Genomic DNA, 19,502 nt, shown 5'->3' on the forward strand with positions numbered 1-19,502 from the left:
CCGAGGAACGGTTTCGGTCTATCGCTTAATGTACAGGACGATAGGGCAGCGAGCTGCTCAAAACCTCCAGTGGAGGTTTTGAGGTAGCAGATAAAGCTTCCGCAAGGAAGTTTCGGCTGCTCAAAGCGCTGCTTTGAGGTTGCGGATAGAAGACCGTGAGGAAGTCTCAAAAGTACGGCTGATGCAAGCTAACAAAGTAATAAAAGAGGATAAGCTAAATGACGATATACCGCTCTAGTCATCTCCGTCCTGACTGTTAGAAGATGAGTCGCCTTGGCTGGAGGAGCTGTCGGTCGATTCGCCGGTCTGCTCGCTGGAAGAAGATTCTTCAGAGCTATCTGTGCTGTAAGTATTATAAGATGAGTAATACTGCTGGTTATTGTAATAGCGGTTGTTATAGTAGCCGTTTCCGCCGCTGAGGTAGACATAGGAGCCGCTGCGGTAAAGGCCGTTCGGCATTTCCCAGTCTACCGAAGCAGAGCCGTCTTGAGCCAGATAGAGCATCATCTGACGGTAGACATCTGTCGCTACCTTCACTCCGTCATCCAAGACCGGAGTCAGACGGTTGGAATAGCCTGTCCAGACAGCCATGGAGTACTTAGGCGTGTAGCCGACGAAGAGCTCGTCTGGAGTCACAATGCTGGATCCGTAATAAGGCTTGGTCAGGTTGGCCAGTTCGTCGTCTGCATAGTTGGATGTTCCGGTCTTGCCGGCCTGATAGATGCCTGAGATAGCAGCGTTGGTCCCGGTACCGGACTGCAGAACGGTCTTCATCATGTCCGTCATCATGTAGGCGGTGGTTTCTTTCATCGCCTTGGTGCCGTTATTGGCGAAGGTTTTTTCTGTTCCATCGCTGAAGACGACACGGTTGACATACTGCGGTTTGTAGTAGGTGCCGCCGTTGGCAAAAGCAGCATAAGCCGCAGCCATTTTTTCACTGCTGGCTCCGTATTCGTTGCCGGATTTGCTGGTATTGCTTGAAAAGGCATTGACGTAGAACATTTCAGGATAGTTGATTCCAATGCCGTTGAGGAACTTCAGGGACTCTTCTAATCCGACCGCTTCTAAGGTCTTGACAGCAGGGACATTTCGGGATTCCTGAATGGCATACTGAATGGTCATATTGCCGTAATATTTCTTATCCCAGTTGTAAACTGGTGTGCTGGAATATGGGAAGTTGTACGGTGAATCTGAAATCGGAGCAGCTGTAGAGGTATAAATGTCATTTTCTAAAGCTGGGGCATAGTCGGTGATTGGCTTCATAGTTGAACCAAAGTCACGGTTGGTTTCGACGGCCTGATTGGTACCAAAGGAAACATTGGTCGACTGGTGGCGTGCTCCCAGCTGGGCAATCACCTTACCGCTATCGACATCCATGATTGTTGAGGCAACCTGCATCTCATCGTCCGGATAAGCGACATACTCGTCAGTGTTGTAGATGTCCCACAGTTTTTGCTGGGCAGCTGTGTTGACATTTGTATAGACATCCATACCGGTTGTCAGGACATTGTAGCCGGTTTCTTCCTCGACCTGCTCAATGACTTCCTTCAGGTAATTATCCATATAAGCTGGATAGCTGGCAGAAGACTTCAGGCTTTGCAGACCGTCAGTGATAGGCGTATTTTTGGCCTGTTCATACTGTTCGTCTGTGATGTATTTGAGGTCATGCATTTCGCTGAGTACCAAGTTGCGGCGGTTGGTTGCTTCCTCAGGATGGGTATAAGGGTCATACTGGTTGGGAGCCTGAGGCATGCCTGCCAGCAGTGCCGTTTGAGGAAGTGTCAGGTCCTTGAGGTCCTTGCCATAATAGCTTTGGGCCGCTGTCTGCATGCCGTAATTCCCGTTAGACATATAGACCTTGTTGACATAGTAGGTCAGGATTTCCTGCTTGGTGGCTTTGCGTTCCAGCTGGGTCGCCAGCCAGGCTTCCTGAATCTTCCGCGATAAGGTCGCATCTGCAGAAGAAGTAGAGAAATAGGTCAGCTTAATCAGCTGCTGGGTCAGAGTTGATCCCCCTTGCCGGCCTCCGCGGATATTGCTGAGCATGGCCCCGGCGATACGGATGAAGTCCACCCCCCGGTGATTAAAGAAGCGGTGGTCTTCAATGGCCACGATGGCGTTGACCAGCTCAGTAGGAATTTCCGAAGTTTCAGCATTAACCCGTCTCTCTGCCCCCAAATCGGCAATCAGGTTGTTGTCGCTGTCGTAAATTTTACTGGAGGTTGTGGCCACCAGATCTTTTTCAGAAAGCTTTGGCGCCTTAGCAGCATAGTAAGCAAAGACTAAGCACCCTACCACAAAGCCAATCATGAGCAGGGTTAAGAGCGCACTTGCAAGGTATTTCAAAACTTGCATCACAGTTTGTTTATTCATTTATAATACCACCTAGTAGTTTTTGTTCAATGATTTCAAGATAGGGAATGCTAGGGAACTGCTGGATTTCAATCGCATAGCCGTGCTCCCGGATATAGGTCAGGGGCATGGATTTTCCTCCCTTGTCTATCTTGTAAAACTCAATCAAATAAGAAGCAGGAAGCAGGTAAGTTTCTCGTAAACTGGAAAAATGCAAAAGGACGAAGCAGATACCATCTTGCTGCAGAACAGCCTCCATGTGCTCGATCTGATGCGGATGGAAGTTTTTCATCGGCATGGATTTTTTCTGCCGCGTCTCCTTGGCTTCAAAATCAATATAATGGCCCTTGTAAACGCCGGAATAATCCGTTGTAGAGGCTTGCCGAAAATAGGCTTCCACAATTTTAGCGCGGCTGCGCTGGGGGTAGTCCACCTTGACAATTTGAACGGGAGTCGGCTTTTTATGGATGACGGCGAGCCCTCTGCTTAAGTAATAGCCGTTAGACTCATTGATCATCTTTTCAAAAGACATCCCGCGATTGGCAAAATTAATCACACCCGAAGCCTGCCGAAGCACTTCGCTTTTTGCCTTTAGCTTATGAGGATAGTTGACCATAGAACTCCTTATTGGTACAATAACATCACTCTATTATATCATAAAAATATTTTTTGAGGGGAGAATAAATGACAAGTCTACTCATCGCCGGCTACAAAGCCTTTGAAATCGGCCTTACATCAGAAAAAGATATTCGAATAAAAGTGATAAAAGAGGCTGTCAGACGGGACCTGCTTCGTTTTTTGGAGGAAGGTCTGGACTGGATTGTGTTTATGGGCAATCTGGGCTTTGAAGCTTGGGTTTTAGAGGTCGCCAATGAGCTGAAAGCAGACTATGGCTTTCAGACGGCCACCATTTTTCTTTTTGAAAACCACGGTCAGAATTGGAATGAAGCCAATCAGGCCCGGCTGGCGGCTTTTAAACAGGTTGATTTTGTCAAATATGCCTATCCTTCCTACCAAAATCCCAGCCAGTTTCGCGACTACAATCATTTCATCATCCAAAATACCGACGGAGCCTATCTTTTTTATGATGAGGAGCAGGAGACCAAACTGAACTATCTTTACCAAGAGATGAAAAAGCAAGAACAGTATTTTATCAAAAAGTTAACTTTTGATGACTTGAATGAAGCCGCAGAAAATTTTTCGGAAAATTAGGGGATAAATCTTGATTTTTATAGGGGATTTTGTTTATAATTGAATAGGATAAACCAGATTGGAGAGAGAACATGGCAAGTATTATTTTTACAGCAAAAGATATTTTTGATCAAGATTTTAAGCGCGAAGTGCGCGGTTACAGCAAGTCTGAAGTAGACGAATTTTTGGATGACGTGATTAAGGACTATGAGACCTACTCTGCTCTGGTCAAGGAACTGCGGGAAGAAAACCGCCGTCTGAAGGAAGAACTGGCTAAGAAGCCGGTTGAAAAGGCTCCGGTTCAGCAGCCGTCTCAGCCGAGCCAGCCATCCCAGCCGGCAGTGGATATTCCGCAGATGACTTCTGCGACCAATTTTGATATCCTGAAGCGTTTGAACCGTCTTGAAAAGGAAGTATTTGGCAAACAAATTCTGGATCGTGAATTTTAAACCTTCTGGAACTGTGCAATTTTTGGATAATCGCGTGAAAAATTAGCTTTTCATGAGGAAAGTCCATGCTAGCACTGGCTGTGATGCCGGTAGTGTTTGTGCTAGGCGAAACAATAAGCCTAGGGACGAAAAATTTCGTTACGGCGGTTGAAACAGCTACGTCATTTGATATGCTGGAGTATGCCTGAAAGTGCCACAGTGACGTAGTTTCTGCGGAAACGCAGGAAGTGGAACGCGGTAAACCCCTCAAGCTAGCAACCCAAACTTTGGTCGGGGCACGGAGTGCGTGGAAACGAACATAGCATTCTGACTGGAAACAGTAGACAGATGATTATCGAAGGAAATGGTGCCTAGTCATTTCCGGAACAAAACATGGCTTATAGAAAATTGCATATAGGTTGAGGCTGGGGCATGGTCCTTAGCCTCTAATTATAATGGTAAGAATCAAAGGCTGCTCCTTCGGGTTCAACTCCGCAGGTCCCTAACTCCGGCTGCTTCAGCCGTTGGAGATTGGACTGTCCCGCTGCTGCGTGTGTGGCGGCTCGTCCTCTGAGTGCGGAAAAGCCAGCTTTGTGCATAGAGATTCTTCCTTTGAGGAAACGATGAAAGAAACATTTAATTTAATTGCCACGGCTGCTGCAGGCCTGGAAGCAGTCGTCGGCCGTGAAATCAGAGATTTGGGACTGGACTGCCAGGTAGAAAACGGCCGGGTCCGCTTTAAGGGCGATATCTCAGCGATTATGATGACCAATCTTTGGCTGCGTGCAGCTGACCGCATCAAAATCGTTGTAGGGAGCTTTCCTGCAAAGACGTTTGAGGAACTCTTTCAGGGCGTTTTTGCTTTGGATTGGGAGAATTATTTGCCTTTAGGCGCAAAATTCCCTATTTCCAAGGCTAAATGTGTCAAATCGAAGCTGCATAATGAACCGAGCGTACAGGCTATTTCCAAAAAAGCTGTTGTCAAAAAGCTGCAGAAGCACTATGCACGTCCGGAAGGGGTTCCCCTCATGGAAAATGGCGCAGAGTACAAGATTGAAGTGTCTATTTTGAAAGATACAGCAACCGTTCTGATTGACACCAGCGGTTCCAGCCTTTTTAAGCGCGGCTACCGGACAGAAAAAGGGGGAGCCCCCCTGAAGGAAAATATGGCAGCAGCCATTTTGCTCCTGTCCAACTGGTATCCGGACAAGCCCCTGATTGATCCGACCTGCGGCTCAGGCACTTTCTGTATAGAGGCAGCCATGATTGGCATGAATATAGCTCCTGGTCTGCACCGTTCCTTCGCTTTTGAAGAGTGGAGCTGGGTGGACAAGGAAGCTCTGCGTCAGGCGCGGTCAGATGCTCTGCGCCAGATTCATCAAGAGATTGAGCTGGATATTGCCGGATCTGACTTGGATGCCCGCCTGGTCGAAATTGCCGAGAAAAATGCAGCGGCAGCAGGGGTGGCGAAGCAAGTCCGCTTCAAGCAGATGCGCCTGCAGGACCTGCATACGGATAAAATCAATGGCGTTATTGTATCCAATCCGCCTTACGGCGAGCGTCTATTGGATGCCGATGCAGTAACGAAGCTGTACCAGGATATGGGAAAGACTTTCGCTCCTCTAAAAACATGGAGCAAGTTTATCTTGACCAGCGATGAGGCTTTTGAAACGAAGTACGGCAGTCAGGCCGATAAGAAACGGAAACTTTATAATGGGACTTTAAAAGTCGACTTATATCAATATTTTGGCCAGCGGGTCAAACGTCAGCTAGATTAGAAAGGACATGCCGTGAGCAAAGAAGAAAATTATTCGCCAGAAGAAGAGAAAAAAGAGTCAATTCTTGATTTTGAAGAGGCCAAAGAAATGACTGTCGGTCAGGCCAACCGCAAGAAAGAGGAGCTGGAAGCCGGTGTCACGGACAGCGACAATGTACTGGACAAGTACATCAAGCAGCACCGTGAGGAAATCGAGGCTGGGAAGTTTGATACGCAGACAATCAAAAAAGTGCCGGAGCAGGACTCAAGATCGGCAGCTGCCTCAACTTCTGAATTGGCGGAATTTATCAAGGAAACGAGAGAAGCAGTGGAGAGCAGCTCTGCTCCTGAAAATCAGGAAAAGGCTGAAAGCCCTGCAGCCGATTCTGATCCTGAACCGCTCGGCTCGCGCAGCAAGCGCTCGGAAAAACTGGACGATATTCCAGTGGCTTCGGTGACCAAGACCAGCTACGGCCCGGCTCCGGATCCTATTGATGATGAAGACTTGGAAGTACCTGCCCTTCCTTTCTATAAGAAAAAGGCTGTTCTCTATTCTGTTTTGGGGATTGTGGGCCTTGCAGCTGTCGGAACAACCCTTTATTTTGCGCTGGGACGCAGTCTCTTTGGAAAGGGCACAACTGCCAGCAGCTCATCAACTTCTCAATCCAGCAGGAAAAGCTCCTCTTCCTCTTCCAGCTCAGACAGCAGCGCTCAGGATGTAAAAGCTTTTAATGAAGCGTATGCTGCTTTCTTTACCGACGGCAATCAGACGGCCGTAAAAAACAGCAAATTTGGGGATTTGGAAAAGCTGAAAGCCTTACTGGAGAAACTAAAAGGCGGCAAAGATTATGATGCTGCTAAGACCAAGTATGACTCTCTGGTCAAGCAAATCTCGGCCATCCAAAGCGTGAACTCGCAGTTTGACGGCGGTGCCATCACCGATGGTGTCTTGAACAAGGATGCAAAGGCCAATACCAATGCAACCTTCTCAGATGTATCCAGCGGCAATGCCAAACTAGATGAAGTGCTCAAGGCAGCGATTGCTCAGGGGCGTAGTCAGCAAACAGCGACACCGGCACCTGCTGCAGATCAAGGCGGAACAGCTGCTGCCGCAAACAGCGGTTCAGCAGGCGCTGATTCGGGTGCTGTTTCCAACGCTGCCAGCGGTTACGGTATTTCCAGCAACGGCGTAAACCTGCAGCGCAGTCTGAGCCGGGTGCCCTACAATCAGGCAGCTATTGATGACAGCAGCAATCCGGCCTGGACTTTCAATCCGGGAGTCTTAGAGAAGATTCTTCAGACTTCCCGCGAGCGCGGATACATTTCAGGGGATAACTACATTCTGGAACGCGTCAATATTATCAAAGGCAATGGCTACTATAATCTCTTTAAGCCCGACGGCACCTATCTCTTCAGTATCAACTGCAAGACCGGTTACTTCGTCGGCAACGGACCGGGTTATGCCGATTCACTTGATTTCTAAAAAGTAAAAAAGTTCTCGAAATAGAGAACTTGAGAGTGAAGACAAAGTTATCCAAAGTCTTTCCTTAAGTGAGTGCGGACGGTAGCGACTCCCTTCGGAATTCCATACCTAAGATTTGAGCCTAAAGTCTCAAATCTTCCGAGCGCCTGAAACTAAAGAGTTTCAGGCGCTTTTCTCACAGCGGAAAGGCTTGGTTGATCTTTGTATTAATTATAGCAATGAGCTTTTTCTTAATTCTTTGTAAGAATTTATAAAATTTTTACAAAGAAAATGGAATTTGTCTACGTTCTGAAGTTCTCGAAATAGAGAACTTTTTTACTTTTTATCTAAACGACATGGCGCTCAAAGGCATCGTCTGAGATCCCTTGGCTGAGAATGAGCTTGGCCCATTCTTTGGCAGAGAAAAGGCTGTGATCCTTGTAATTGCCGCAGGATTCAATAGTGGTTCCGGGGACATCTTCCCAGCTGGTGCTGTCTGCAATTTCCTGCAGGCAGGATTTAATAACCTGAGCAATCTCAGTCGGGCTGTGCTGACCCCACATAATCATATGAAAACCGGTGCGGCAGCCAAAGGGCGAGCAGTCAATCATGCCATCAATGCGTTTGCGAATCAGCATGGCCAGCAGGTGCTCAATGGTGTGCAGGCCGGCAGTCGGAATCGAGTCTTCATTAGGCTGGACCAGACGGATATCAAAGTTGGATATGATGTCTCCTTTGGGACCGGTTTCCTCTCCGATGAGGCGGACATAGGGAGCTTTGACAATGGTGTGGTCCAGCTCAAAGCTTTCAACAATAACTTCTTTAGACATGGTTTCTCCTTTACAATGCAATCTTTTCGTTTGTCCTATCTGCGACATCTAACAGTCCCTCGGGCTGGTGAAGGGGGCGAAGTCACAAAAGATACACTAAATGACGGTAACAGCGAGTGCGAGAAGGACTTTCCTATGCTGCCAAACTTTTTTGTCGGTCAGACAGGTGTTTTTCTCCTAGGCAGCTTTCCTTTTGATTATAGCATAAAAAAGTTTTGTTTGGGGAATTTTTAAAAATTTGGTTTTGAAGACAGTCGGAACTGGCTTGCAGGCTGAAAGCATTTCAGAGTCGGATTATCTATTTAAACCTACTCACCCAAAAATAAAAAGGCTTTCTTTTTTCAAAAAATGGGTTTGTGAAATTTTTGTATTTATGATAGAATAGTATGGAATTTTGAATTCAACAATTAGAATTTTTGTTCAGAAAGATGACATTGCCAGATAAGGGCTCTTTTCCCGCCAGTCTCAGAAAAATCTGCAGCGCTGTAAAAGACTCTCTGCTTTCTGAATCCTGCAATTCAGAAAGCACTGCGGGCTGGCAGAGCCAAGAGCTCTGGCACCGGTCCTGCAGCTCTTTCATGCCGGCTGTCAGGGAAGAAGTTTTTTGATGGGAAAGTCAGCTGTGAACAGGGGTTCTTAAATAGATTTGGAGTGAAAACATGGACTTACTTTCTATAGCTATGTCTGTTTTTGCTGCCATCATTGGTTTAGTGATTGGATATGTAGGTGTCTCGGTCAAGATGAAATCATCAAAAGAAGCCGCAGAACTTACTCTTTTAAATGCTGAACAAGAAGCAACCAATTTACGCGGACAAGCAGAACGCGAGGCTGATTTGATTGTCAAGGAAGCTAAGCGGGAAACGAATTCGCTTAAAAAAGAAGCACTTTTGGAGGCAAAAGAAGAAGCCAGAAAATATCGTGAAGAAGTTGAGGCAGAATTTAAATCTGAACGTCAGGAGTTGAAACAGCTCGAAAGCCGTTTGGCTGAACGGGCGACAAATCTTGATCGGAAAGATGATAATTTAACCAACAAAGAAAAAGCCTTGGAACACAAGGAACAAAGTCTTTCAGATAAATCTAAACACATTGATGCGCGTGCAGAGCAAGTAGCGGAGCTCGAAAAGCAGAAAGATGCTGAATTAGAGCGAGTTGCATCGCTGTCACAGACAGAAGCGCGTGACATTATTTTGACGCAGACCGAAGACAAGCTTTCCAAAGAGATTGCGACTAGGATTCGGGATGCCGAGCAGGATATTAAGGAGCGGTCTGACAAGGTCGCCAAGAATATTTTGGTTCAGGCTATGCAGCGGGTTGCCGGCGATTATGTCGCTGAGCAGACCAATTCAACAGTGCATTTGCCGGATGACAGCATGAAGGGGCGGATTATCGGCCGAGAGGGCCGCAATATTCGGACGTTTGAAAGTCTGACAGGAATTGATGTCATCATTGATGATACGCCTGAAGTGGTCACGCTCTCAGGTTTTGACCCTATTCGCCGCGAGATTGCCCGTATGACCATGGAAGCCTTGCTGAAAGACGGGCGCATCCATCCGGCCCGCATTGAGGAGCTGGTGGAGAAAAACCGTCTGGAAATTGACAATCGCATCCGTGAGTACGGCGAAGCTGCAGCTTATGAAATCGGTGCACCGAACCTGCACCCAGATTTGATGAAAATCATGGGACGCCTGCAGTTCCGCACTTCCTACGGACAAAATGTCCTGCGTCATTCTATTGAAGTGGCAAAACTCTCCGGTGCTATTGCTGGTGAGCTTGGCGAAAATGCCAATCTGGCCCGCAGGGCCGGCTTCCTCCATGACATCGGCAAGGCCATTGACCGGGAAGTGGAAGGCAGCCACGTAGAGATTGGGACAGAGCTGGCTCGCAAGTACAAAGAGCATCCGATTGTTGTCAATACTATTGCCAGCCACCACGGCGATGTTGAGGCTGAGAGTGTGATTGCCGTCATTGTTGCCGCAGCTGATGCCCTCAGTGCAGCCCGTCCGGGTGCCCGCAGCGAGTCTCTTGAAAGCTATATCAAGCGTCTTCAAGACTTGGAAGAAATTGCCAACAGCTTTGATGGAGTGAAGAACAGCTTTGCCCTGCAGGCCGGCCGCGAAATTCGCATCATGGTTCAGCCTGAGCGGGTCAAGGATGACAAGGTGACGATTTTAGCTCACGATGTTCGTGAAAAAATCGAAAACAATCTGGAATATCCAGGGAATATCAAGGTCACTGTTATCCGCGAAATGCGGGCAGTGGATTACGCTAAATAAAGAGGAGAGCAGTCTGGCAGCAGATTGCTTTCTTTTGGCTTTTTATACGGTCCCTTGTCAGAGCTGCTTACGATGATGTGGCTGGCAGGGGAGTCTGTCTGACTTGCTTTTTCTGTCTGTGCCATTAAAAATCATACAGCCGGTGTGATAGAATAGCATACATTGTTCTCAGCCCCTTGAAATATCGGCCCAATTCTGTTACACTAGATAGAAAGACAGCGAAGGAGACATGATGACGGAACGAGGCTTACTAATCGTCTTTTCGGGCCCCTCTGGTGTAGGCAAGGGTACGGTCAGACGGGAAATTTTTGAAAGCACTGACAATCAGTTTCAGTACTCAGTGTCCATGACAACCCGTTCCCAGCGGCCTGGGGAAGTAGACGGGATTGATTATTTTTTCCGGACGCGTGAGGAGTTTGAAGAGCTGATCCGTCAGGGACAGATGCTGGAGTATGCAGAGTATGTCGGCAATTACTACGGCACTCCCTTGACCTATGTTAATGAGACCTTGGACAAGGGTGTTGATGTTTTTCTGGAAATAGAAGTTCAGGGAGCTCTTCAGGTCAAGAAAAAAGTGCCGGATGCTGTTTTTATTTTCCTGACTCCTCCAGACTTGGAAGAACTGAAAGACCGCTTGGTCGGCCGCGGTACGGACAGTGCAGAAATCATTGCCCAGCGGATTGAGAAAGCCAAGGAGGAGATTGCCCTCATGAGGGAATATGACTACGCTATTGTCAACGATCAGGTGCCTCTGGCTGCTGAACGGGTCAAACGCGTGATTGAAGCAGAGCATTTCCGGGTGGACCGGGTCATCGGCCGTTACCAGGATATGCTTCCAAAAGAAGAAACAATAATTCGCTAGAAAGTTAGAAATTAGGTAGAAAATTATGATGTTAAAACCGTCTATTGACACTTTGCTGGACAAGGTGCCGTCAAAGTATTCCTTGGTCATCCTGGAAGCCAAACGCGCTCATGAGCTGGAAGCGGGAGCTGCCGGCACTCAGGAGTTCAAATCCGTCAAATCCACGCTCCGCGCTCTGGAAGAGATTGAAGCGGGTAATGTGGTCATTCACCCGGATCCAGAAGGCAAGCGTGAAGCAGTGCGCCGCCGTGCAGAAGAAGAACGCCTGCGCAGGGAAGAAGAAGAACGCAAGATTAAAGAGCAGATTGCGAAAGAAAAAGAAGAAGGTGAGAAGATTTAAGGTTGGGGCTGCTCAATCTTATTTTTTCTGTAAAGGACCGCAGTGACTTGTAGAGGAGGTGAGCGGATGCGGGTTGCCAAGATTATTGTGGATATTCCTCTGATGCAGACAGATAAACCCTACAGCTATGCTATTCCGGAGGAATTTGCCGGTATGCTGGAAGCGGGGATGCGGGTCCATGTGCCTTTCGGCAAAGGGAATCGCTTGATTCAGGGTCTGATTGTAGCTTTCGGGGAGGAAGAGCCTGAAACTGCCGGAGAGGAGGTTGAAGGCTTTAAGGATATTGCGGAAGTTCTGGACTTCAGTCCAGTCCTGAACGAGGAACAGCTTTGGCTGGCCGACCAGCTGCGCAAATCGGTTTTTTCTTTTAAAATTTCTATTCTTAAAGCGATGCTGCCCAGCCTTCTTAATTCCAGCTATGATAAGATTCTTTATGCGACTGAAGAGCTGTCTCTTCAAGAAAGAGAGAGCCTATTGGGCCGGGCAGACAGCCTCCGCTTTTCAGACCTGGATAAAATCAGTCAGGCCAGAGCCATGCGGCTGACCCGTTCAGGCAAACTGCGGCTGGAATACCAGGCGACGGATAAAAAACATATTAAGACCGAAAAATGGTACCAAGTCAACCATGCTGCCCTGCAAGACCATGACCTGCCCCGAGCCGCTAAGAAAAAGCAAGCCTTGAAAGAAGTGCTGCTGGACCAGCAAGACAGTCGGCTGCTGGCCGATTTGCGCCAAAACTTTTCACGCGATATTGTCCATTACTTTGTCAAAGAAGGATTGGTGATTGTCGAGGAAAGAGAGGTCAGCCGTTCTGCTGCTTACTTCCAGAAGGAGCGACAGCAGCAAAGTCTGACCTTAAATGCGGAGCAGGCTGCAGCGGTCGCGGCCATCACAGAGAAAATCGGTCAGCCTCAGGTTCGGCCGGTTCTGCTGGAAGGGGTCACGGGCAGCGGCAAGACAGAGGTTTATCTGCAGGTCATTGCAGAAGCGCTGGCTCAAAGGAAAACTGCAATCATGCTAGTGCCGGAGATTTCTCTGACGCCGCAGGTTACCGATCGTTTTATCTCACGGTTTGGCAATCAGGTGGCCATTTTGCATTCGGGCTTGTCTGACGGCGAGAAGTATGATGAGTGGCGCAAGGTAGAGCGGGGGGAGGCTCAGGTAGTGGTCGGCGCCCGATCGGCCGTGTTTGCCCCCTTAAAAAATATCGGCGCCATCATCATTGATGAAGAGCATGAATCCTCCTATAAGCAGGATTCCAATCCTCGCTACCATGCGCGCGATGTGGCTCTGTTGCGGGCTCAGTACAATCAAGCCGTTCTGGTTCTGGGCTCTGCAACCCCCAGCTTGGAGAGCCGAGCGCGGGCCAGCCGGGGTCTCTATGACTTTCAGCTCCTGACCAAGCGGGCGAATCCTCTGGCTCGGATACCTCAGGTAGAAGTCGTTGATTTCCGGGATTACATCGGTCAGAACGAGGCCGCTAATTATACACCGCCGCTGCTTGCAGCCATTGAAGAACGGCTGCAGCGCAAGGAACAGGTAGTCCTCATGCTGAACCGGCGGGGCTATTCTAGCTTTGTCATGTGCCGGGAGTGCGGTTCGGTGGATACCTGCCCCAACTGTGATATTTCTCTGACCCTGCACATGGACACCAAGACCATGAACTGCCACTACTGTGGTTTTAGCAAGAATATTCCTCAGAGCTGTCCTGTCTGTTCCAGCCGCAGCATTCGTTACTATGGCACTGGTACGCAAAAGGCCTCCGATGAACTGGCTCAGCTTTTTCCTCAGGCCCGCATCCTCCGTATGGATGTGGATACGACACGCAAAAAAGGAAGCCATGAGGCGATTTTAGAAAGCTTCGGACAGGGTCAGGCAGATATTCTGCTGGGGACTCAGATGATTGCTAAAGGGCTGGATTTTCCCAATGTGACCTTGGTCGGTGTGCTCAATGCTGATACGGCTCTCAATCTGCCGGATTTCCGCTCCTCAGAGCGGACTTTCCAGCTGCTGACCCAGGTAGCCGGCCGAGCCGGCCGGGCCGAAAAAGCCGGGCAGGTTTTTATCCAGTCCTACAATCCGCATCACTATGCTATTGAGTTTGCGAAAAAACAGGATTACGAAGGTTTCTATGCCTATGAAATGAGTATCCGACGACAGCTGGGCTATCCGCCTTACTACTATACGGTCGGCATTACCCTGTCGCACCGAGATGAGGAAAAAGCTGTCAAAGAATCTTATCGGGTCTTGGATATTCTGCGGACCGGACTGTCGGACAAGGTGCACATTTTGGGCCCGACTCCTAAGCCCATTGCCCGAACTCACAATCTCTATCATTATCAAATTCTGCTTAAGTACCGTTTTGAAGATGACCTGCAGACCAGTCTCAATCAAGTTTTGGACCTAACGCAGGAGAAGGAAAACAAGGACCTGCGCCTGAGCATTGATAATGAGCCGCAGAATTTCATGTGATAAACTCAGTGCGGACAGAACTTCCCAAAGGCAGTGCCAGCTCTGCGGGAGGGGCGGCTGCTGCAAGCCCAACAGCCTCCCAAGCTTGCAGAGGGACCGGCCTTCCTTTTGCTGCAAGCTGACAGACCCTGCTGTTGCGTTTCTGGGATTGGGCTGAAAAGGTTCTCCGAACCACCTCATTTCCAAACTGTTGAAGCAAATCGCAGCAAACAGGGCGTGAGTCTGACACCGAAAGAGTGGAAAAGCTGTCTTTAAGCAGAAGACGGCAATCAGCTGGATTTTTCTGCTATAATAGAGAGAGCACTGCGTTTTGTAAATCAAACGATAGAAATAGACGAAGCTGGGGACTTTGGTCCCAGCCTCATGGAAGAAATTCGAGGAAACTATGTTGAAACTAATCTTTATGGGAACGCCGGACTTTTCAGCAACTGTTCTGAAGGGGCTGCTGGAAAGCGGGCAGTACGAGATTCTGGCGGCAGTAACCCAGCCTGACCGGGCAGTCGGCCGCAAGAAAGAAATCCGCCGGACACCGGTCAAGGAAGTGGCTTTGGCCTCTGGCCTGCCAGTCTATCAGCCTGTAAAACTATCTAACAGTCCGGAATTGGAGGAGCTGCTGTCGCTGGGTGCTGACGGTATTGTAACTGCCGCTTTCGGTCAGTTTTTGCCGGGGCGGCTCTTAGACAGCGTCAATTTTGCAGTGAATGTCCATGCTTCGCTCCTGCCCAAGTACCGTGGCGGAGCGCCAATTCATTACGCCCTGATCAATGGCGATGAAGAGGCCGGAGTGACCATTATGGAAATGGTCAGAGAAATGGATGCAGGGGACATGATTGCCAGCCGGGCGACAGCTATTGAAGACAGTGACAATGTCGGAACGATGTTTGAGAAACTGGCCTTGATTGGCCGCGACCTGCTGCTGGAGGTGCTGCCTGATTATGCAGCTGGCAAGATCCAGCCTCAGCCCCAGAATCCAGCTATGGTGACTTTTTCGCCTAATATCAGCCCAGAACAGGAGAGGCTGGACTGGACCAAGACAGACCGGCAGCTCTTTAATCAAATCCGCGGTATGAACCCTTGGCCGGTGGCCCACACCCTGCTCAAGGGGCAGCGCTTCAAGATTTATGAAGCTGAGCCGGCAGCCGGCAGCGGTCAGCCAGGACAGATTATTGCGGTCAGCAAAAAAGAGCTCATCGTGGCGGCCGGTCAGGGGGCCCTTGCCCTAAAGACAGTCCAGCCAGCCGGCAAACCTAAAATGCCTGTAGCAGACTTTCTCAACGGTCTGGGCCGCAGTCTGACAGTAGGAGATTCATTTGAAAACTAAGTATACAAGCGCCCGCCTGACTGCTTTAAGAGTTCTGGAGGAAGTGTTTGAACAGGGAGCCTACTCCAACCTTGCCTTGAAGAAAGCGCTCAGCCAGAGCAGACTCAGTCAGGCTGATAAAGGTCTAACCACAGAGCTGGTCTACGGCACTGTTGCCCGTAAGATCACTCTGGAATGGTATCTGTCCCACTTGATTGAAGACCGCAATCAGCTGGATTCTTGGCTTTATAGCCTGCTGCTGCTCAGCCTTTATCAGCTGCTTTATCTGGATAAGATTCCCAGTCATGCTGCGGTCCATGAAGCGGCTGAGATTGCAAAAACTCGCAAGCGAGGCAGTGAGAAACTGATCAATGCCATTCTGCGCAGGATTGAGCGGGAAGGCGTGGCCGATGTCAGCAGGATTAAGCGCAAAAACAAACGCTTCTCTATCCAGTATTCTCTGCCGGTCTGGCTGGTTAAGGCTATGATAGAGGAATACGGCGAAGTGAGGGCTGAGGCTATCTTTGCCAGCCTCTTTACCCGGAGCAAGGCCAGTATTCGGGTGGCAGATTTATCCCGCAAGGCGGAAGTGAAAGAACTTTTGGGAGCTGAGGACTCTCTTTTGGCTCCCTCGGCCTTGGTTAAAAAGCAGGGCAACTTTGCCGGGCACACTCTCTTTTCTCAGGGGCTGATCACGATTCAGGATGAATCCAGCCAGCTGGTAGCACCAATCCTGCAGATTGAGGGAGACGAAGACATTCTGGATGCCTGCAGTGCCCCGGGCGGCAAGGCTGTGCATATGGCTTCCTATCTGACCAGCGGCCGCATCACGGCTTTGGATCTCTACGACCATAAGCTGCAGCTGATTGAGGAGAATGCCCGGCGCTTAGGCGCAGCGGATAAAATCACCACTCAGAAACTGGATGCCAGAAAGGTTTTTGAGACATTTGGCCCTCGGGCTTTTGACAAGATTCTGGTCGATGCTCCCTGCTCCGGAATAGGCCTCATTCGCCGCAAACCGGACATCAAATACAATAAAGAAAATGCAGATTTCAAGACTTTGCAAAAAATTCAGCTGGATATACTGGACAGCGTTTGTCAAAGTCTACGTAAAGGTGGTATAATAGCATATAGTACTTGCACGATTATGAGTCAGGAAAATTTTGAAGTTGTCAAAAAATTCCTAGACAGCCATCCTGACTTTGAGCAAGTGATACTGGACCATGAAAGAAAAGATATCGTAAAAGACGGCTGCATTTTGATTACACCAGAATTATACGGGAGTGACGGCTTCTTTATCAGTCAATTTAGGAAGGTATCGGAATAAGAGGAGGAAACTGACAGCATGGAAATTTCACTATTAACAGATGTTGGTCAAAAGCGGACAAACAATCAAGATTATACCAATCATTTTGTCAACCGCGCCGGCAAAACCATGATTATCTTAGCAGACGGCATGGGCGGCCATCGGGCCGGCAATATCGCCAGCGAGATGGCTGTGACAGACTTGGGAGCAGCTTGGGTTGACACACAGATTGATTCGGTCAACCAAGTGCGCGAATGGTTTGCTGAGCACCTGGAAAAAGAAAATCAGCGGATTCACCAATTCGGCCAGGACGAGGAATACAAGGGGATGGGCACGACGTTGGAAGCCTTGGCTATTATAGATGACCAAGCTATTTATGCCCATATCGGAGACTCGCGTATCGGCCTGATTCGCGGTGAGGAGTACAGTCAGCTGACCAGCGACCATTCCTTGGTCAATGCTTTGCTGAAGGCCGGGCAGATTACACCCGAAGAAGCAGCCCGCCATCCGCAGAAAAACATCATCACCCAGTCTATCGGACAAAAAGACGAAGTGCAGCCTGACTACGGCATGATTAGTCTGGAAGACGGAGACTATGTGCTGCTGAACAGCGATGGTCTGACCAATATGATTTCAGGCAGTGAAATCTATGACATTGTGACCAGCGACATCAGTCTGGCTGAAAAAACGGAAACCTTGATTCGCTTTGCCAACAATGCCGGAGGCCTAGATAATATCACGGTTGCTCTGGTTCGATTTGACAAGGAGGAGCAGGAATGATTCAAATCGGCAAAATTTTTGCCGGACGATATAAAATCATCAAGCAAATCGGCCGAGGAGGCATGGCAGATGTCTATCTGGCCAAGGACTTGATTTTGGATGGCGAGGAAGTTGCAGTAAAGGTCCTTCGGACCAATTACCAGACGGATCCGATTGCTGTTGCGCGTTTCCAGCGGGAGGCGAAGGCGATGGCAGATTTAGACCATCCGCATATCGTTCGGATTACCGATATTGGAGAGGAAGACGGCCAGCAGTATCTGGCGATGGAATACGTGGCAGGACTGGACCTTAAGCGTTATATCAAAGAAAATTCTCCAATTTCTAATGAAGAAGCGGTCAGAATCATGGGGCAAATCCTGCTGGCTATGCGCCTGGCGCATACCCGCGGCATTGTCCACCGGGATCTGAAACCGCAGAATGTCCTCTTAACCCCGGACGGCAATGCCAAGGTGACGGACTTCGGTATTGCCGTAGCCTTTGCTGAAACCAGTCTGACCCAGACCAACTCTATGCTGGGCTCTGTGCATTATCTATCACCGGAGCAGGCCCGCGGCTCCAAAGCCACGGTTCAAAGTGATATTTATGCCATGGGGATTATTTTCTATGAGATGCTGACTGGCCATATCCCTTATGACGGGGACAGTGCCGTGACCATCGCCCTGCAGCATTTTCAAAAGCCTCTGCCCTCCATTATTGACGAAAATCCCAATGTGCCTCAGGCCTTGGAAAATGTGGTTATTAAAGCGACAGCTAAAAAACTGAGCGATCGCTACCAGTCTGTTGCAGAGATGTATGTAGACTTATCCAGCAGCCTGTCTTATGAGCGCCACAATGAAAAGAAGCTGGTCTTTGACGATGCAGCAAAGGCAGACACCAAGACCCTGCCTAAGATTTCGCCGCTTCCCCAGCCTGCCGCTCAGCCCGCAAAAGCTGCTGCGCAGACAGCTGAGTCCAGCCAATCAACCGCAGAGGAAAATCCGGCTCCTGCTAAGAAAAATCCTAAAAAACGCCATCTAAGAACGCGCTATAAAGTACTGTTCTTCGCTGTGCTTTTGGTTCTGGCAGCCTTTGTCTATCTGCTTTACAACAGCCCGTCTAACACCAGCGTACCGGATGTTGCCGGCCAAACGGTTGCCGAGGCCCGCTCGACTATTGAAGCTAAAAAGCTGGTGGTTGGTGAGGAAAAGGAAGAGTACAGTGATACTGTTGAGTCCGGTAAGGTCATTAAAACGGACCCACAGGCCAACAGCCAGCGCCGTGAGGGCAGCAAGATTGATTTGATTGTGTCCAAAGGACCCAAGACCTTCAAGATGGACGATTATATCGGTCAGCAGTATACAGCTGCAGTTGAAGATTTGAAAACCAATTACAAGGTTTCAGAGAAGCTCATCAAGATTGTTGAAGAGGAATCCAGCGACTACGAACCTGGTCAGGTGATTGCCCAGACCCCAGCCTACGGCGCTACTTATGATCTGTCAGCCAATGCTCAGATTACCCTGACCGTAGCTAAGGAAGTGTCCAGTGTAGCGATGCCGGACTTTGGCAGCCTGCAGTATACTTATGCTAATGCCCGCTCTTACTTGATTCAGATGGGGATTTCTTCCTCTCGGATTGAGCGTGTGGTGGACCGTTCGGTTACTTCGACCCAGGCTGATCTGGTGACTTCCCAGTCGCCGGCAGCCGGTCAGAGTATCGATCTCAAGTCCAATGATAAAATCACTCTCTATGTGACAGAGGCAACAGCCAGTTCGTCTTCCAGCTCTTCCTCCAGCTCGGACAGCAGCTCCAGAAGCAGCAGTTCATCAGAAGAAGAGAGCTCTTCCAGCTCCTCCAGTCACCAATAGCAGGATTCACCTCATTTCATTTTAGCTTGAAATGGGGTGTTTTTCTTTCATTCAATAGACCGGTTCAGAAACCTCGTCTTGAGCCAGTTCGTCCTTGGCAGCCGGGACGTTCAACCAGTCTGGGAGACTGCTTTGTCATACTCAAAGAATATCTGGTTTTGAGGTGGCGGATGAAAGACTGCAAGAAAGAGCCCTCTTCGATTTTCAAAGAGTCTGACGTCTTTAGGCAAACCAGCCTCCCCTCAGCACCCAATGAAAGAAAAAGAGAGAAGAAGGCTTCATTTCCGAACGGGTCGAACAGAAATT

Annotated in this window: 15 protein-coding genes and 1 other RNA gene; 13 read left to right on the plus strand and 3 right to left on the minus strand. The window is 49.0% G+C overall.

The window, feature by feature from the left end:
• Positions 1-234: 234 nt before the first annotated feature.
• Together pbp1a and recU are read right to left on the minus strand one after the other, a co-directional pair.
• Positions 235-2,373 (minus strand): penicillin-binding protein PBP1A, encoded by a 2,139-nt coding sequence (gene pbp1a, locus DHL47_RS05485; protein ID WP_128834193.1) that lies wholly within the window; start codon positions 2,371-2,373, stop codon positions 235-237.
• Positions 2,366-2,968: a Holliday junction resolvase RecU gene (gene recU, locus DHL47_RS05490; protein ID WP_128834191.1), complete on the minus strand. Its 603-nt coding sequence runs from the start codon at positions 2,966-2,968 to the stop codon at positions 2,366-2,368. The genes pbp1a and recU overlap by 8 nt, the downstream gene beginning before the upstream one ends.
• A gap of 68 nt (positions 2,969-3,036) precedes the next feature.
• Here recU and DHL47_RS05495 point away from each other — a divergent pair, with 68 nt between their 5' ends.
• The 5 genes from DHL47_RS05495 to DHL47_RS05515 all read left to right on the plus strand — a co-directional run bounded on the left by DHL47_RS05495 (position 3,037) and on the right by DHL47_RS05515 (position 7,210).
• Positions 3,037-3,564: an SLOG family protein gene (locus tag DHL47_RS05495; RefSeq protein ID WP_209551168.1), complete on the plus strand. Its 528-nt coding sequence runs from the start codon at positions 3,037-3,039 to the stop codon at positions 3,562-3,564.
• A gap of 71 nt (positions 3,565-3,635) precedes the next feature.
• A complete protein-coding gene (gene gpsB, locus DHL47_RS05500; RefSeq protein WP_128834186.1) occupies positions 3,636-3,992 on the plus strand; it encodes a cell division regulator GpsB in 357 nt (118 codons plus the stop codon).
• Positions 3,993-4,010: 18 nt separating this feature from the next.
• An RNA gene (gene rnpB / locus DHL47_RS05505) (RNase P RNA component class B) lies at positions 4,011-4,377 on the plus strand.
• 217 nt (positions 4,378-4,594) lie between these two features.
• Positions 4,595-5,749 carry a THUMP domain-containing class I SAM-dependent RNA methyltransferase gene (locus DHL47_RS05510; protein WP_209551169.1) on the plus strand — a complete coding sequence of 385 codons (1,155 nt, stop codon included), beginning with the start codon at positions 4,595-4,597 and terminating at the stop codon, positions 5,747-5,749.
• Between the two features lie 12 nt (positions 5,750-5,761).
• Positions 5,762-7,210 (plus strand): cell division site-positioning protein MapZ family protein, encoded by a 1,449-nt coding sequence (locus DHL47_RS05515; RefSeq protein ID WP_209551170.1) that lies wholly within the window; start codon positions 5,762-5,764, stop codon positions 7,208-7,210.
• 326 nt (positions 7,211-7,536) lie between these two features.
• Here the strand turns inward: DHL47_RS05515 and DHL47_RS05520 are convergent, their stop codons facing one another.
• Positions 7,537-8,019 carry an S-ribosylhomocysteine lyase gene (locus tag DHL47_RS05520; RefSeq protein WP_128834184.1) on the minus strand — a complete coding sequence of 161 codons (483 nt, stop codon included), beginning with the start codon at positions 8,017-8,019 and terminating at the stop codon, positions 7,537-7,539.
• A 659-nt stretch (positions 8,020-8,678) separates the two neighbouring features.
• On the opposite strand from DHL47_RS05520, the gene DHL47_RS05525 reads away from it, so the two are divergent.
• From DHL47_RS05525 to pknB, 8 genes are all read left to right on the plus strand, one after another.
• Positions 8,679-10,292 carry a ribonuclease Y gene (locus DHL47_RS05525; protein WP_128834181.1) on the plus strand — a complete coding sequence of 538 codons (1,614 nt, stop codon included), beginning with the start codon at positions 8,679-8,681 and terminating at the stop codon, positions 10,290-10,292.
• Positions 10,293-10,521: 229 nt separating this feature from the next.
• The gene (gmk, locus tag DHL47_RS05530; RefSeq protein ID WP_206512663.1) at positions 10,522-11,154 is read left to right on the plus strand and encodes a guanylate kinase; all 633 of its coding nucleotides are present in this window, start codon (positions 10,522-10,524) and stop codon (positions 11,152-11,154) included.
• A 25-nt stretch (positions 11,155-11,179) separates the two neighbouring features.
• Entirely contained in the window at positions 11,180-11,494 is a 315-nt protein-coding gene (gene rpoZ, locus DHL47_RS05535; RefSeq protein ID WP_128834178.1) for a DNA-directed RNA polymerase subunit omega, read from the plus strand.
• 66 nt (positions 11,495-11,560) lie between these two features.
• Entirely contained in the window at positions 11,561-13,966 is a 2,406-nt protein-coding gene (locus DHL47_RS05540; RefSeq protein WP_209551171.1) for a primosomal protein N', read from the plus strand.
• Positions 13,967-14,351: 385 nt separating this feature from the next.
• Positions 14,352-15,287 carry a methionyl-tRNA formyltransferase gene (fmt, locus tag DHL47_RS05545; protein WP_209551172.1) on the plus strand — a complete coding sequence of 312 codons (936 nt, stop codon included), beginning with the start codon at positions 14,352-14,354 and terminating at the stop codon, positions 15,285-15,287.
• Positions 15,277-16,593 carry a 16S rRNA (cytosine(967)-C(5))-methyltransferase RsmB gene (gene rsmB / locus DHL47_RS05550; RefSeq protein ID WP_209551173.1) on the plus strand — a complete coding sequence of 439 codons (1,317 nt, stop codon included), beginning with the start codon at positions 15,277-15,279 and terminating at the stop codon, positions 16,591-16,593. Before fmt ends, rsmB begins: the two co-directional genes overlap by 11 nt.
• Before the next feature lie 18 nt (positions 16,594-16,611).
• Positions 16,612-17,352: a Stp1/IreP family PP2C-type Ser/Thr phosphatase gene (locus DHL47_RS05555; RefSeq protein WP_128834173.1), complete on the plus strand. Its 741-nt coding sequence runs from the start codon at positions 16,612-16,614 to the stop codon at positions 17,350-17,352.
• On the plus strand, positions 17,349-19,196 hold the full coding sequence (gene pknB / locus DHL47_RS05560; RefSeq protein ID WP_209551174.1) for a Stk1 family PASTA domain-containing Ser/Thr kinase: 1,848 nt from the start codon (positions 17,349-17,351) through the stop codon (positions 19,194-19,196). Before DHL47_RS05555 ends, pknB begins: the two co-directional genes overlap by 4 nt.
• Positions 19,197-19,502 lie beyond the last annotated feature (306 nt).

Source organism: Streptococcus panodentis (assembly GCF_017884005.1).
Taxonomy (GTDB): domain Bacteria; phylum Bacillota; class Bacilli; order Lactobacillales; family Streptococcaceae; genus Streptococcus; species Streptococcus panodentis.